The sequence below is a fragment of the Amycolatopsis deserti genome, from assembly GCF_014653945.1.
GTDB classification, from domain to species: Bacteria; Actinomycetota; Actinomycetes; order Mycobacteriales; family Pseudonocardiaceae; genus Amycolatopsis_E; species Amycolatopsis_E deserti.
Genome location: NZ_BNAU01000004.1, coordinates 582,528 through 597,595, shown reverse-complemented (window position 1 = coordinate 597,595; position 15,068 = coordinate 582,528). Strand labels below are relative to the sequence as shown.

The window sequence follows — 15,068 nt, the reverse complement described above, 5'->3', positions numbered from 1 at the left end:
CCAGCAAATCGCCGGGCGGCGGGCCGACCAAGGAGCAGATCGCTCCTACACTGATCACGACTGGTGATGAATGGGGTCCGATGGAGCTGCGGCAGTTGCGGTACTTCCTCGCGGTCGCGGAGGAGCTGCACTTCGGGCGCGCGGCGGAGCGGATGCACATCGTGCAGTCCGCGGTGAGCCAGCAGGTGCGGCGGCTGGAACGTGAGCTGGGCGTGGATCTGTTCGACCGCACCACCCGGACGGTGCGCCTGACCGAGGCCGGTCACCGGTTCCTGCCGCACGCTCGCGAAGTGGTCGCGGCCGAGGAGCGCGCGCTGGACGCGATGCGGTCGGTGCGCGCCGAGCGGGACGCCACGCTGCGGCTGGGCACCAGCGACGGCCTGGGCGAGCGGCTCGACCGCCTGCTCGCCGAGTACGCGCGGCGGGCTCCGCGGTCGCAGCTCGAACTCGTGCACGCCTCGACCGAGGAGCGCCTGCGCCGGGTCCGGTCGGGCGAGCTGGACGGCGCGATCGTGCGGGGCCGGTGGACCTGGCCGGGGCTGCGGATGATCGAGGTGTGGACCGACGAGGTGCTGGCCGCGCTGCCGGCGGGGCTGTTCGCCGGAGCGGATGTCGCTCTGGCCGAGCTGGCCGGTTTGCCGCTGCGGCTGTCCGGGCGGGCGCGCAACCCGAGGCTGTACGACCTGGTGGTCGGCGCGTGCCACGAGGCGGGGTTCGAGCCGGTCTTCGGGCCGGAGTTCACCACCGCGCAGGACACGCTCGCGGCGATCGCTTTCGGGCGCGGGGCGTGGACCGTGTTCTACGAGCCGCACGCGAGCCAGCTGCCGATCCCGGGTGTGGAGTTCCGGCGGTTGCGGCCGGCGCTGCGGATGCCCGCGTTCCTCGCCGTGGCCGCGTCGAGGCCCGCACCGAAGGCCCTGATCGCGGCGGCGCGCGGTTAGCTGCGCGTGCCGCGTTGGGGCGGTTGCTGGGCACTAGGTCCGCGGCGGGGCTGTGTGGGCGCCGGTGCGGGTGGTGCCCGCCCGTCGGGCGGGCGGCAGGCCGCGGATCGGCTGGTGTCGATCAGTTGCGCGGGCGGCGGTGCCGGGGTGGTGCCCGCCCGCTGGCCGCTAGCTGCGCGGGCGCGGGAGTGCCAGTTCCGCGCTGTGGCGCCACGCGTGCCAGTGTCGGCGGAACGAGCGTGGCAGCAGTGTCCACCTGCGACGGTCGCGGGGGGCCGCCGGTTCGGCGCGGTGCGGCCTGGTCGGCTCGGTCAGGATTCGGACGGTCATCGCCGTCCCCCTTCCGGTCGCGGCCGGGGATTCCGGCAGGCCGCCGCGGGGCGTTCCGTGACATCTCCGAGCACCGTCGAACCTCCCCCAAGGACGGAACACGGGCCGTGTGATCGACCCGACCGACGGGAATAATCCTACTCCTGGAATAATCCCAGTGTCGAGTGATCAACGATCGCCTCACCCGACTGGACCCACGTGGTTCCAACGAAAGGACCAGGCTCGCCCCGCTTCGCTACGCGACGGGATCGGGCCTCAGGCACGGAGGTAGGGACTGATGCCGGAATACCCGCGACCGGTGGATTACGACCCGCACGAGGCGGTGCACCTGTTCGACGAGTCGAAGTGGCAGAAGTCCTTCGCCAGCGAGCCCAACGGCGGCAACTGCGTGGAGGTCAACATGGCCGCGCCGGGGCTGGTCGGCGTTCGCGACACCAAGCTGGCGAGCAGCCCCGTCTTCGTGTTCGACGCGGGCGAGTGGGCGGCCTTCCTGGAAGGGGTCAAGGCGGGCCAATTCGACCTGCGCTGACGCCGATTATCGAAACTCGTGTGTTATTCCCCACACGGCCCGGTGGTCAGGGCCGCCCGCCGCCCGGCCCCTGACCACCGGGAACGCCAGGCCCCTGACCACCGGGGAAGCCACCCTGCTGCCGGGCCGAACCCTCAGTGATCGACGTCGCGGTGGCGGTGTCGCCGGAGACCTTCGCCAGCACGGTCACCGTCGAACCGCTCGCCACGTTGGCCGCCTTCTCCGTCGACGAGTCGATGACGTAGGCCTGGGTGTAGCCGTCCTCGCTCCGCACCGTGATCGAGGTGGCGCTCAGCGCGCTCACCTCGCCGGTCTGGAACCGCTCGACCGCGTACCCGCCGTCGGCGGACACCGTGAAGTCGCCGTGCAGCGCCTCCCGCAGGATCGACGCCGTCCCGCCCATCTGACGGCCGCCCGGGAACGTGCCGCCCCGCTGGTTCGCCTCGGACGAGGTCCCCGCGTAGATCGCGACCCCGCCGACGGCGGCGATGACGACCGCCACGGCCGCGGCGATCGCGGTCTTCCTGCCGGACCACTTCGGCGCGGGCGGCTGCGGGTCTCCCCACGCGGTGGCAGGTGCCTCGGTGGTCGGCGGCTCCGTGCTCATCGTGTCCCTTTCGCTGTCGGTCGCGGCAGGGGCCACCCCTGCCACCCCACAGGTTCGGCAGTCCGGCTGTGTGCGAGCTGTGCGGGGCATGGGCGGACGCTGTGCACGGCGAGCGCTCACAGGAAACGCACAGGCGGGTCACAGGAAGGACCCACCGGCGCGGCCCAGGATGAGACCATGACCAGCATGAACGCCGCGACGGCCGGTGCGGGCAAGGCCGACCTCAAGCACCCCGACGGCTCGGCGGTGCGGGTTCTCGTCGTCGACGACGAGGAGACCCTGGCCGAGCTGGTGTCGATGGCCCTGCGCATGGAGGGCTGGGAAACCCGCAGCGCCGGCACCGGCACCGAGGCGGTCCGCGTGGCCCGCGATTTCCGCCCGGACGCGGTCGTGCTCGACGTCATGCTGCCCGACTTCAGCGGCTTGGAGGTGCTGACCAAGCTGCGCGCCGAGACACCGCACCTGCCGGTGCTGTTCCTCACCGCGCGGGACGCGGTGGAGGACCGCATCGCCGGCCTGACCGCGGGCGGCGACGACTACGTGACCAAGCCGTTCAGCCTGGAAGAGGTCGTGCTCCGCCTGCGTGCGCTGCTGCGCCGCTCGCGGGTGGTCTCCGCCAGCGAGGGCTCGACCCTGACGGTCGGCGACCTGACCCTGGACGAGGACAGCCGCGAGGTGTTCCGCGGCGGCGACCCGATTTCGCTGACCGCCACCGAGTTCGAACTGCTCCGCTTCCTGATGCGCAACCCCAAGCGGGTGCTGTCCAAGGCCCAGATCCTGGACCGGGTGTGGAGCTACGACTTCGGCGGCCAGGCCAACATCGTCGAGCTCTACATTTCCTATCTGCGGAAGAAGATCGACGCCGGCAGGGAGCCGATGATCCACACGATGCGCGGCGCGGGGTATGTCCTCAAGCCGGCAGGCTGAGCACGCCCGCCCCCGGCGGCTCCTGCCCTCGTCCCTGCGCGGCAAGCTGATCGCGCAGGTCATCGCGCTGCTCGCGCTCGTGTGCCTGGTCGTCGGTCTGGTCACCGAGATCGCCCTGCGCAGCTTCCTCTACCACCAGCTCGACGACCGGCTCGTCGCGGCGAGCGAGCGCGGCACCCGCCAGCCGCCGCCCGGCGCGTGGAACGGCGCGCCGAACCAGCCGCCGCCGGACTCGCTGCGGGTCCCGGGTCAGGGCATCGGCACGCTGGCCGTCGCCGTCTTCCCGGACGGCGCCGTCCGGGACGGGATCCTGCGCGGCGGCGGCTCGGGGAACCCGTTCCCCAGCGATCCGGTGCCCGCCGAGCAGCTGCGCACCCTGCTCGCGCTGCCCGCGGACGGCAAGCGGCGCAGCGTCGACCTCGGTGACCTCGGCGATTACCGCGTCGTGTCGGTGCGCGCCCAGGACGGCGCGCTGCTGATCACCGGCCTCCCGCTGGCCGAGGTGACCGACACGCTGTGGCGGCTCGGGTTCATCTTCGGCGGGGTCGCGCTCGGCGGCCTGCTCATCGCGGGCGGGCTCGGCGCGATCACCATCCGTCGCACCATGCGCCCGCTGGACCGGCTCGCCGAAACTGCGTCCAAGGTGTCCCAGCTGCAACTCGACCGCGGCGAGGTCGCGTTGTCGATCCGGGTTCAACCGGTCGACACCGACACGCGCACCGAGGTCGGCAAGGTCGGGGCCGCGTTCAACCAGATGCTCGGGCACGTCGGGGCCGCACTGACCGCGCGGCAGGCCAGCGAGAGCCGGGTGCGGCAGTTCGTCGCCGACGCCAGCCACGAGCTGCGCACGCCGCTGGCGGCCATCCGCGGCTACGCGGAGCTGGCCCGGCGCAGCGGTGACGCGGTGCCGCCGGACATCGCGTTCGCGCTGGGCCGCGTCGAGTCCGAATCGGCCCGGATGACCACCCTGGTCGAGGATCTGCTGCTGCTCGCGCGCCTGGACTCCGGGCGGCACCGCGTCTACGAGCCGGTCGACTTCTCCCGGATCGTGGCCGACGCGGTGTCCGACGCCACCGTCGCCGGGCCGGACCACCGGTGGCAGCTGGACGTGCCCGCCGAGCCGATCACCGTCGTCGGTGACGCCGACCAGCTGCACCAGGTCGTGCTCAACCTGCTCAACAACGCCCGCACCCACACCCCGCCGGGCACCGTGGTCACCACCCGGCTGTCCACCGCGGACACCGAGGTGGTGTTGCGGGTGACCGACAACGGGCCGGGCATCGCGCCGGAGGTCCTGCCGACGGTGTTCGAGCGGTTCGTCCGCGGCGACACCTCCCGCTCCCGCGCGGCCGGCAGCACCGGTCTCGGGCTGGCGATCGTGGCCGCCGTCGTCGCCGCCCACCGCGGCCGCGCCGGCGTCGAAAGCAGGCCGGGTCACACCGAATTCACGGTGCGTTTTCCCAGGTAACGCGGCCGGGAGCCGCTCACAGGCTGCGCACAGCTCGGGCACATGATCGCCACAACGCGGCGGGTCACCGTCGGTGTCATGACGACCTCCGCCGACGCCTCTCCCGCACCTCGGCCGGCCGACCCACCGCAACGGAGCACGTCCCCGGTCCTCGACGTCGTCGTCCCCGTGTACAACGAGGAGACCGACCTCGCGCCCTGCGTGCGCCGCCTGCACGCGTACCTGTCCGACGCGCTGCCCTACCCGTTCCGCATCACCGTCGCCGACAACGCGAGCACGGACTCGACGCTGGACATCGCGCGGGCACTCGCCGCCGAGTTGCCCGGGGTCGAGGTGCGGCACCTGGACCAGAAGGGCCGCGGCCGCGCGCTCAACGCCGTCTGGTCCGCCTCCGACGCCCACGTGCTGGCCTACATGGACGTCGACCTGTCCACCGACCTGGCCGCGCTCTTCCCGCTGGTCGCGCCACTGATCTCCGGGCACTCCGACCTGGCGATCGGCTCCCGGCTGGCCCGCGGCGCCCGGGTCGTGCGCGGACCGAAGCGCGAGTTCATCTCGCGTTGCTACAACCTGATCCTGCGCGGCGCGCTGGCCGCGCGGTTCAGCGACGCGCAGTGCGGGTTCAAGGCCATCCGCGCCGACGTCGCGCGCCGGCTGCTGCCGCTCGTCGAGGACACCGGCTGGTTCTTCGACACCGAGCTGCTCGTCCTCGCGCAGCGCTCCGGCCTGCGGATCCACGAGGTGCCGGTGGACTGGGTCGACGACCCGGACTCGTCGGTGGACATCGTCGCCACCGCCACCGCGGACCTCAAGGGCGTCGCCCGGATGATCCGCGGCTTCGCGCGCGGCACCCTGCCCGTCAGCCAGATCCGCGCCCAGCTGGGGAGGCACCCGATCGCCGTCACCGAACCCGGCGTCCCGCCGAAACTGGCCAGGCAGCTCGTCCGGTTCGCCGCGATCGGCGTCGGCAGCACGCTGGCCTACCTGGTGCTCTACGTCCTGCTGCGCACCGGGATCGGCGCGCAGGCGGCGAACCTGATCGCGCTGCTGGTCACCGCGGTCGCCAACACCGCGGCCAACCGGCGGTTCACCTTCGGCGTCCGCGGGTCGAAGGGCGCCGGGCGGCACCAGTTCGAAGGCCTGATCGTGTTCGGCCTCGGGCTGGCGCTGACCAGCGGATCGCTGGCGCTGCTGCACGCCGGCGGCGAACCCGGGCGGTTCGCCGAGCTGGCGGTGCTCGTCCTGGCCAACCTGGCCGCGACCGTCCTGCGGTTCCTGCTGTTCCGCAACTGGGTCTTCCGAAAGAACCGATAGGAGAACCGACTCGACATGTCGACTGCGGCTGTTTCCTCCGACCCGGCCCGCCTCGGGCCGGTCCCCGCCGCGGCGCGTACGCGGACAGCCGGCCGGCCCCCGTGGGTGCGGCCCTCGGTCGCCGTCCTGCTGGTCGCGACCGCCGGGCTGTACCTGTGGAACCTGAGCGCGTCCGGATACGCCAACGACTTCTACGCGATGGCCGTGCAGGCCGGCACGAAGAACTGGGAGGCCATGTTCTTCGGATCGCTGGACCCGGGCAACGTGATCACGGTCGACAAACCGCCCGCGTCGCTGTGGCTGATGGCGTTGTCCGGACGACTGTTCGGGTTCTCCAGCTTCAGCATGCTGCTGCCCAACGCGCTGTGCGGCGTGGCTTCGGTGGCCCTGCTGTACGCGGCCGTGCGGCGCACCTCGGGGCCGCTGGCCGGGCTGCTCGCCGGTTCCGCGCTCGCGCTGACCCCGGTCGCGGCGCTGATGTTCAAGTTCAACAACCCGGACGCGCTGCTGGTGCTGCTGATGGTGGCCGGCGCGTACTGCACGGTGCGCGCGCTCGACCGGGCGAGCACCGGCTGGCTGCTGCTCGCCGGCGCCGCGCTCGGGTTCGGGTTCCTCACCAAGATGCTGCAGGCGTTCCTGGTGCTGCCCGCGTTCGCGCTGGTGTACCTGGTCGCGGCGCCGGCCGGGCTGGGCAAGCGGCTGCTGCAGCTCGCCGGGGCCGGTGTCGCGGTCGTGGTCGCGGCGGGCTGGTGGATCGTGGCGGTCGCGTTGTGGCCCACCGAGTCCCGGCCCTACATCGGCGGGTCCACCGACAACACGCCGCTGGAGCTGGCCTTCGGCTACAACGGGCTGGGCCGGATCTTCGGCGGCGACGGCAACGGCGGTGGCGGCATGGGCGGCAACACCATGTTCGGCGGCGAGACCGGGCTGCTGCGCATGTTCGGGTCGGCGTTCGGGCTGGAGATCTCGTGGCTGCTGCCCGCCGCGCTGATCGCGCTGGTCGCCGGGCTGTGGTTCACCCGGTTCGCGCCGCGGCTGGACCGCACGCGGGCCGCGCTGTTGCTCTGGGGCGGGTGGACGGTCGTCACCGCGCTGGTGTTCAGCTTCATGAGCGGCACGATCCACTCGTACTACACGGTGGCGCTGGCGCCGGGGATCGCCGGGCTGGCCGGCATCGGCGCGGTCGAGCTGTGGCGGGGGCGGCACAACTTCGCCGCGCGGATCGTGCTGGCGCTGATGCTCGCGGCGACCGGGGTGTGGGACTTCATCCTGCTCGACCGGACGCCGTCTTGGCAGCCGTGGCTGCGGTGGGTGCTGCTGGTGCTGACCGCGCTGGTGGTCGCCGGGCTGCTGTTCGGGCTCGACCGGCTCCGGCGGGCCGGTGTCGTGCTCGCGGTGGTGGGGGTCTGCGCCGGGCTGCTCGGGCCGGGGGCGTACGCCGTGGAGACCGCGAGCCAGGGGCACACCGGGTCGATCCCGACGTCCGGGCCGTCCGGCAACTCGATGGGCGGCTTCGGCGACCGGGCCGGCACGGAGTCGAGCGAGCTGATCGCGCTGCTCAAGCAGACCACGACGAAGTGGTCCGCGGCGACGAACGGTTCGCAGTCCGCGGCCGGGCTGGCGCTGAACTCGGACACCGCGGTGATCGCGATCGGCGGGTTCAACGGCGGCGACCCCGCGCCGACGCTGGAGGAGTTCAAGCAGTACGTCGCCGACGGGCAGATCACGTACTACGTCGAGGGCGGCATGGAGCGCGGCGGCTCCGGCGAGATCGCGACGTGGGTGGCCGAGAACTTCACAGCTCAGACGGTGGGCGGCACGACGGTCTACGACCTGACGTCAGGTGCCGGCGCGGCTTGAGTACACTGACGGTGGACCCCCGCGGCGTCCATCCTGTGAACCTCCCCAGGGCCGGAAGGCAGCAAGGATAAGCAGGCTCTGACGGGTGCGGGGGTCCCCTTCGTCAAGGGCCCCGCCCTTGCACGAAGGGGACTTCGTCCGCTGTGTTTTTCGGGGGGCGACCCCCCGGACCCCCCACGGTGCGAGCTCCTCGCCTTGGCGGGCGCTGGGCGCGTGTGGCGTGGACCAGCTCAGGTTTTGGCCGTGAGGATCGGCTGGAAGAAGCCGGTGTCCGTCGGCTCTCGCCACACCGCTTCGGAGAAGCCCGCCTCTTCGGCGAGATCCCGCAGCTCACGGTGTGGCCGAGCGTGGCCAGGCCGAGTGCCTGCGTGCCGATGCCGCACGCGCAGTCCAGCGCCCGCCGCGGGTCTCCACCGAGCAGGCGGTGCAGCGCTTCACCCTGGCGGCGGACGCTCGCGGGCCAGTCCGCGTAGATGCGGTGGTAGTCCGCGGCCAGCCGGTCGTAGAAGCGCCGGGTCACGCCCAGCAGGCTAGTCCGAGCTTGTCGGTGGGTGCCGGTACTCTCGCGTCGTGGCTCTGGCTCTCTACCGCAAGTACCGTCCGGCGACCTTCGCCGAGGTCGTCGGGCAGGAGCACGTCACCGAACCGCTGCGCGCCGCCCTCACCGCGGGCCGCATCAACCACGCGTACCTGTTCTCCGGGCCGCGCGGCTGCGGCAAGACCTCCAGCGCGCGCATCATGGCCCGCTCGCTGAACTGCGTCGAAGGCCCGACCCCGGACCCGTGCGGCAAGTGCGACTCGTGCCGCGCGCTGGCGCCCGAGGGCCCCGGCAGCATCGACGTCACCGAACTCGACGCGGCCAGCCACGGCGGTGTCGACGACGCCCGCGAGCTGCGCGACCGCGCCTTCTACGCGCCGGCCGAGTCGCGCTACCGGGTGTTCATCATCGACGAGGCGCACATGGTCACCACGCAGGGCTTCAACGCCCTGCTGAAGATCGTCGAAGAGCCGCCGGAACACCTGATCTTCATCTTCGCCACCACCGAGCCGGACAAGGTGCTGCCCACCATCCGGTCGCGGACCCACCACTACCCGTTCCGGCTGATCCCGCCCAGCGCGATGCGGGACCTGCTGGAGCGCAACGTCGCGGCCGAGGGCATCCACGTCGACCCGGCGGTGTACCCGCTGGTGATCCGCGCGGGCGGCGGTTCGGCGCGCGACACGCAGTCGGTGCTGGACCAGCTGCTGGCCGGCGCGGGCCCGGACGGCGTGACCTACGACCGGGCGATTTCGCTGCTCGGCGTCACCGACTCGGCCCTGATCGACGACATGATCGACGGCCTGGCCGCGGACGATTCGGCCGCCGTGTTCGGCACGGTCGACCGGCTGGTCGAGGCCGGCCACGAGCCGCGCCGCTTCGCGAGCGACCTGCTCGACCGGCTGCGCGACCTGGTGCTGCTGCGGTCGGTCCCGGACGCGGCGGCGCGCAACCTGGTGTCGGCGCCCGCGGACGAGCTGGACCGCATGACGGCGCAGGCCGAGCGCGCCGGCCTGGCAACGCTGACCCGGTACGCGGAGATCGTGCACAACGGCCTGCTGGAGATGCGCGGGGCCACGGCGCCGCGGCTGCTGCTGGAGTTGCTGTGCGCGCGGATGCTGCTGCCGTCGGCGTCGGAGAGCGAAGCGGCGGTGCTGCAGCGGCTGGAGCGCCTGGAGCGGCGGGTCACGGTCAGCGGTGGGGGCAGTCTGCCTGCCGCCGACGGGCAGGTGGCGGCTGCTCCCGAACGGTTCCAGCGGCCTTCGCAGCGTGCGGCCGCGCCGTCTCGCCCGGCTGCCGAGGCCGCTGCGCGTCCGGCGCCGGAAGCTCCGGTCCGCCGGGCCACGGAACCGACCGCCGCGCCGGAGCGGAGTGCCGCGGCGGAGGAAGCCGCACGCCCAGGCGAGCCGCCTTCCCGCCCGGCCCCAGCGGGGGAAGCTGCGCGCCCGGCAGGCGAGGCCGCTGGGTGGTCGGCGGCGGAGGGAGCTGCGCGCCCGGGGGCTGGTTCGCCCGCGGGCGAAGGAGCTGCTCGCCCCGCGGCCGAGGCGGCCGCGCCGGAGGCGCCGGTGCGTCGCCCGACCGAGCCGGCGGCCGCGGAGCCGGCGCCCGGTGGGATCGACGCGGCCGCGATCCGGCGGGTGTGGCCGGATCTGCTGGCCGCCATCCGCAAGACGAGCCGCAGCACCGAGGCGATGATGATCAACGCCACGGTGCAGAGCGTGGAGGGCTCGCTGGTCGTGCTGGCGCACAGCGCGGAGCCCCTCGCACGGCGGTTGTCGGAGCCGCGCAACGCGGACTTCATCGCCGGCGCGCTGCACGAGGTGCTCGGCGGCACGTGGCAGGTGCGGTGCGTGCACGGCGGCGGCGGAGGCGGCGGTTCGGCCCGCCGCGACGGCCCGGGCCCGCGCCCGAACCCGCCCCAGCGCGAGGCCCCGCAGCAGCGGACCTTCCAGCGCCCGACCCCGGCCCCGCAGGCCGCGCCCCCGGCCGAGCCGCCCGCGCGGGCGCCGAAGCCACCGCCGGAGCCCGCCGACGACATCCCCCTCCCGCCCGAGCCGGAGGACGAGGAAGCCATGATGGCCGAGGCGGGCGGCCCCGTGCCGGACAGCGCGCCCGCCCCGCAGAACGACCCGGAGGAACTGGCGCGCCGCCTGCTGGCCGAGCACCTGGGCGCCCAGCCGATCGACTGATCGGCCCGGCCCGGCGCGTGCGGTGGGTCGGGAGAGCTGGCGCGCCGCTGCCGGCAGGGCTCGGGGCCGCGCCGAGCGGCTGGTCCGCCAGGCAGCACCGCCTGCGCGGCGAGCCAACCGCCGCGTGCTTCAGAAACCTCCGTGCTCCCTCAGGAACGACACCACCCCGGCGGCGATCCCCGCCGCATATCGCTGCCTGCCGTCCGCACTGGACATCACCGCGGCCTCCGCCGGGTTTCGCATGTTTCCGCACTCCACCAGGACCGCGGGGCGCTCCGAGAGGTTCAGCCCGGCGAGGTCGTCGCGCGGGGCGAGGCCCTTCGAGCCCAGGTAGTTCGACACCGGGAACGACGACAGCCCCGCGCGCACCGCCCGGGCCAGCTCCACCGACGGCTCACCCTGCGCCTCGTTCAGCGGCGGGCTCGAGTACGCGACGTGAAACCCCCGGGCCCCCGCCGCCGTAGAGCCGTCCGCGTGGATCGACACCACCGCCGCCGCACCGGCTCGATTCCCGACCGCCGCTCGTTCGTTCACGCACGGGCCGACCCCGGAATCGTCCGGGCGCGTGTAGATCACCCGCACCCCCTGCGCCTCCAGCAGCGAACCCACCCGCTGCGCGACATCCCAGTTGAACGCGTGCTCGGCATACCCCCGGTCGGTCGCGGTGCCCGTCGTATTACACGGCTTCGTCTTGCCGCGTCCGGCCGGCACCGGCGCGTTGATCACGTCCGGCCGCAGCGCGTTGCCGCCGTTGTGCCCGGGGTCCAGCACCACCGTCACCGGCTCGCGCGCGGCCGACGACGAAACCGGCGGAGCGACCGAAGACACCCGGCTCATCCCGGACGGCACCGGCGGGGGCGACGAGCACCCCGCGACCAGCAGCACCCCGCTCAGCACCAACCCCACAAGACTGCGCACGGCGAACACGGTGCCACAGCCGTCCGAGCTACGCTGGGACCCACAGGACAGCACGACGAAACGGGGATCATGGTGCAACCCGGCGGTGGAATGCCCGACATGCAGGCCATCCTGCAGCAGGCGCAGCAGATGCAGCAGCAGCTCGTCGCCGCGCAGGAGGAGCTCGCCCGCACCGAGGTGACCGGCACGTCCGGCGGCGGCCTGGTCAAGGCCACCGTGACTGGCGGCATGGAGCTGAAGTCCCTGCAGATCGACCCGAAGGCGGTCGACCCGGAGGACACCGAGACGCTCGCCGACCTGGTGGTCGCCGCGGTGCGCGACGCGATGAGCAGCGCCCAGAAGCTCACCGAGGAAAAGCTCGGCCCGGTGGCCGGCGCCCTCGGCGGCGGTGGCGGCGGCATGCCCGACCTCGGCGGACTCGGTCTGCCCGGCCTGAAGTAGCGGGCCCCGTTGTACGAAGGGGTAGTCCAGGACCTGATCGACGAGCTGGGACACCTGCCCGGCATCGGTCCGAAGAGCGCGCAGCGGATCGCGTTCCACCTGCTCGCCGCCGACCCGGCCGACATCGCCCGGCTGCAGGACGTGCTCGGCAAGGTCCGCGAAGGCGTGCAGTTCTGCGAGATCTGCGGCAACGTCTCCGAACAGCAGCAGTGCCGCATCTGCCGGGACGTCCGGCGCGACACGTCGCTGATCTGCGTGGTCGAGGAACCCAAGGACGTGCTCGCGGTCGAGCGCACCCGCGAGTTCAAGGGCCGCTACCACGTGCTGGGCGGCGCGCTCGACCCGCTGTCCGGCATCGGCCCGGACCAGCTGCGCATCCGCGAGCTGCTGGCCCGGCTCGGCGCGGAACAGGTCACCGAGGTGATCATCGCGACCGACCCGAACACCGAGGGCGAGGCCACCGCGACCTACCTGGTGCGGATGCTGCGCGACTTCCCCGGCCTGACCGTCACGCGGCTGGCGTCCGGCCTGCCGATGGGCGGCGACCTCGAGTTCGCCGACGAACTGACCCTCGGCCGCGCCCTCTCCGGCCGCCGCGCCCTTTGACGCTGGTCGACGACGTGCTGGCCGGCCCGCCCCGCTGCGGGCGGGTCCGGCTGGTCGCCGTCGACGGCCCCTCCGGCGCCGGCAAGACCACCTTCGCCGGCGAACTCGCCGACGCCTTCCGCGCGCGCGGCGCGACCACCGCGCTCGTCGCCACCGACCACTACGCCACCTGGGACGACCCGGTCGCCTGGTGGCCGCGGCTCGTCGCCGAGGTCCTCGACCCCCTCGCTGCCGGCCGCCCCGCCGTCTACCGCCCACTGGACTGGACCACCGGCGAGCCGCGGCCAGGGCCGGTCCGCACGGTTCACCCGGTCGACGTAGTCGTCCTGGAGGGTGTGTCCGCCGGCCGGGCCTCGATCCGGCCGCGCCTGTCCGCCCTGTGCTGGGTCCCCGGCCCGGACCCGGAAAGTCGGCTCGAACGGGCAGTCTCCCGGGACGGCGAGGGCATCCGTGGCCCGCTCACCGCGTGGCAGAAGTTCGAATGTGGTTGGTTCGCCGTTGACCTTACCCACGAGTACGTACACCCGAACGGCCTAGTACTTTCGTCCGCCCTCACGCAAAGTGACCACTGAACGTAACCATATAAGCCAAATGTGGCCGTGCGTGCGTTCTTACGTAGCGCGATCGTAACCTTACGCGCTTAACGAAATCCCAACATGCGGACTAGGGTCGTCGATCACGTACCCGAACTTCTTCAAGGAGTGCCACCATGCTCCCAACGCGGGCAGTTGGGTTGCGCCGCATCGCCCTGATCGGGCTTGCCGGCGCCCTCGCGGTCACGACGGCCGCTTGCGCTTCCGAGCGCGGCTCGGGCGGTAGCGCCAGCGACACCTTCATCTTCGGCGCGGCCGGTGCCCCGAAGAACTTCGATCCGATCTTCAACGACGACGGCGAGAGCTTCCGTCCCGCCCGCCAGATGTTCGACACCCTGGTCACCTACAAGCCGGGCACCACCGAACTGGAAGGCGGCCTGGCCACGGCCTGGACGCCGAGCAACGGCAACACCACCTGGACCTTCACCCTGCGCCAGGGCGTCAAGTTCCACGACGGCACCCCGTTCAACGCCGCGGCGGTCTGCTTCAACTTCGACCGCTGGTACAACATGAAGGGCGCCGCCGCCCAGAGCCAGATGATCTACTACGGCGATGTCTTCGAGGGCTTCGCCCACAACGAGGGCGACATCAGCGGCGAGCCGGTCTACAAGTCGTGCGAGGCGAAGGACGACCACACCGCGGTCCTCAACCTGAACAAGGCCAAGGGTGCGTTCCCGGACGCGTTCGGCCTGACCTCGCTGTCCATGTCGAGCCCCGACGCGTTGAAGAAGTGGGACGCCGACACCGTCACGCAGAGCGGTGAGGCGTTCACCTACCCGGCCTACGCCACGGACCACCCGACGGGCACCGGGCCGTACAAGTTCGACAGCTTCGACAAGGCCAACAACACCATCACCCTGGTCCGCAACGAGGACTACTGGGGCGAGAAGGCCAAGACCGCCAAGCTGATCTTCAAGATCATCCCGGACGAGAACGCCCGCAAGCAGGAGCTCGCCGCCGGCACCATCGACGGCTACGACTTCCCGAGCCCGGCGGACTACAACTCGCTCAAGGACGCCGGCAACCAGGTCCTGATCCGGCCCGCGTTCAACATCCTGTACCTGGGCATCAACCAGAAGAACAACCCGAAGCTGCAGGACGTGCGGGTCCGCCAGGCGATCGAGTACGCGATCAACAAGGACCAGCTGGTGAAGAACCGGCTGCCGCAGGGCGCCTACGCGCAGGACCAGTTCCTGCCGAACAACGTCCCCGGCCACACCGACGCGGTGGCCAAGTACAGCTACAACCCGGACACCGCCCGGCAGCTGCTGGCCCAGGCGGGCGCGTCCGACCTGACGCTGAACTTCTACGTGCCGACCGAGGTCACGCGGCCCTACATGCCCAACCCGGTGGACATCGCCGCCGCGATCACCGACGACCTCAAGGCCGTCGGCATCAAGGTCAACGTCGTCCAGGAGCCGTGGAACGGCGGGTACAAGGACTCCGTCCAGAAGGCCGGCAAGCAGGACCTGCACCTGCTCGGCTGGACCGGTGACTACGCCGACGCGGGCAACTTCGTCGGCACGTTCTTCGGCCGACCCAAGCCGGAGTTCGGGTTCGACAACCCGCAGATCTTCAACGCCCTGTCCACCGCGGACGCGCAGACGACCCCGGATGCCAAGAAGGCGGCCTACGAGAACGCCAGCGTGCTGATCTCGCAGTACGTCCCCGCGGTGCCGCTCTCGTCGTCGCCGCCGGGGATCGTGGTCCGGTCCGACGTCCAGGGGCTGGTCCCGACCCCGCTGACCGACGAGCGCTTCTACACGGTCACCAAGGGCAACAAGGGCTGAGTTCCGCCATCGACGGC

Annotated in this window: 13 protein-coding genes and 1 other RNA gene; 12 read left to right on the top strand and 2 right to left on the bottom strand. The window is 72.2% G+C overall.

Annotated features, from left to right (window positions below; all coding sequences use genetic code 11):
- The first annotated feature begins 80 nt into the window (after positions 1-80).
- A complete protein-coding gene (locus tag IE290_RS20835) occupies positions 81-941 on the top strand; it encodes a LysR family transcriptional regulator (RefSeq protein WP_191246261.1) in 861 nt (286 codons plus the stop codon).
- A gap of 607 nt (positions 942-1,548) precedes the next feature.
- Positions 1,549-1,800: a DUF397 domain-containing protein gene (locus IE290_RS20830; RefSeq protein WP_191246260.1), complete on the top strand. Its 252-nt coding sequence runs from the start codon at positions 1,549-1,551 to the stop codon at positions 1,798-1,800.
- A 46-nt stretch (positions 1,801-1,846) separates the two neighbouring features.
- Here the strand turns inward: IE290_RS20830 and IE290_RS20825 are convergent, their stop codons facing one another.
- The gene (locus tag IE290_RS20825; protein WP_191246259.1) at positions 1,847-2,407 is read right to left on the bottom strand and encodes a hypothetical protein; all 561 of its coding nucleotides are present in this window, start codon (positions 2,405-2,407) and stop codon (positions 1,847-1,849) included.
- 177 nt (positions 2,408-2,584) lie between these two features.
- On the opposite strand from IE290_RS20825, the gene IE290_RS20820 reads away from it, so the two are divergent.
- The 6 genes from IE290_RS20820 (at position 2,585) to IE290_RS20795 (ending at position 10,703) form a co-directional block, all read left to right on the top strand.
- A complete protein-coding gene (locus IE290_RS20820) occupies positions 2,585-3,334 on the top strand; it encodes a response regulator transcription factor (RefSeq protein WP_308431367.1) in 750 nt (249 codons plus the stop codon).
- Positions 3,312-4,802 carry a sensor histidine kinase gene (locus tag IE290_RS20815; protein ID WP_229874623.1) on the top strand — a complete coding sequence of 497 codons (1,491 nt, stop codon included), beginning with the start codon at positions 3,312-3,314 and terminating at the stop codon, positions 4,800-4,802. The genes IE290_RS20820 and IE290_RS20815 overlap by 23 nt, the downstream gene beginning before the upstream one ends.
- A 78-nt stretch (positions 4,803-4,880) precedes the next feature.
- Complete coding sequence (locus IE290_RS20810; RefSeq protein ID WP_191246258.1) at positions 4,881-6,116, top strand: bifunctional glycosyltransferase family 2/GtrA family protein; 1,236 nt, start codon at positions 4,881-4,883, stop codon at positions 6,114-6,116.
- 15 nt (positions 6,117-6,131) lie between these two features.
- Positions 6,132-7,976, top strand: a complete 1,845-nt coding sequence (locus IE290_RS20805) for an ArnT family glycosyltransferase (protein ID WP_191246257.1) — start codon at positions 6,132-6,134, stop codon at positions 7,974-7,976.
- 8 nt (positions 7,977-7,984) lie between these two features.
- An RNA gene (gene ffs / locus IE290_RS20800) (signal recognition particle sRNA small type) lies at positions 7,985-8,081 on the top strand.
- 465 nt (positions 8,082-8,546) lie between these two features.
- Complete coding sequence (locus IE290_RS20795; RefSeq protein ID WP_191246256.1) at positions 8,547-10,703, top strand: DNA polymerase III subunit gamma and tau; 2,157 nt, start codon at positions 8,547-8,549, stop codon at positions 10,701-10,703.
- A 129-nt stretch (positions 10,704-10,832) separates the two neighbouring features.
- On the opposite strand, the gene IE290_RS20790 is transcribed toward IE290_RS20795, so the two are convergent.
- Positions 10,833-11,630: an N-acetylmuramoyl-L-alanine amidase gene (locus tag IE290_RS20790; RefSeq protein ID WP_191246255.1), complete on the bottom strand. Its 798-nt coding sequence runs from the start codon at positions 11,628-11,630 to the stop codon at positions 10,833-10,835.
- 60 nt (positions 11,631-11,690) lie between these two features.
- Here IE290_RS20790 and IE290_RS20785 point away from each other — a divergent pair, with 60 nt between their 5' ends.
- The 4 genes from IE290_RS20785 to IE290_RS20770 all read left to right on the top strand — a co-directional run bounded on the left by IE290_RS20785 (position 11,691) and on the right by IE290_RS20770 (position 15,051).
- The gene (locus IE290_RS20785) at positions 11,691-12,062 is read left to right on the top strand and encodes a YbaB/EbfC family nucleoid-associated protein (RefSeq protein WP_123684583.1); all 372 of its coding nucleotides are present in this window, start codon (positions 11,691-11,693) and stop codon (positions 12,060-12,062) included.
- A 9-nt stretch (positions 12,063-12,071) separates the two neighbouring features.
- Positions 12,072-12,668, top strand: a complete 597-nt coding sequence (gene recR / locus IE290_RS20780) for a recombination mediator RecR (RefSeq protein WP_191246254.1) — start codon at positions 12,072-12,074, stop codon at positions 12,666-12,668.
- 14 nt (positions 12,669-12,682) lie between these two features.
- Complete coding sequence (locus IE290_RS20775) at positions 12,683-13,240, top strand: uridine kinase family protein (protein WP_191246368.1); 558 nt, start codon at positions 12,683-12,685, stop codon at positions 13,238-13,240.
- A gap of 137 nt (positions 13,241-13,377) precedes the next feature.
- Positions 13,378-15,051, top strand: a complete 1,674-nt coding sequence (locus tag IE290_RS20770; RefSeq protein ID WP_191246253.1) for an ABC transporter substrate-binding protein — start codon at positions 13,378-13,380, stop codon at positions 15,049-15,051.
- Positions 15,052-15,068: the final 17 nt, after the last annotated feature.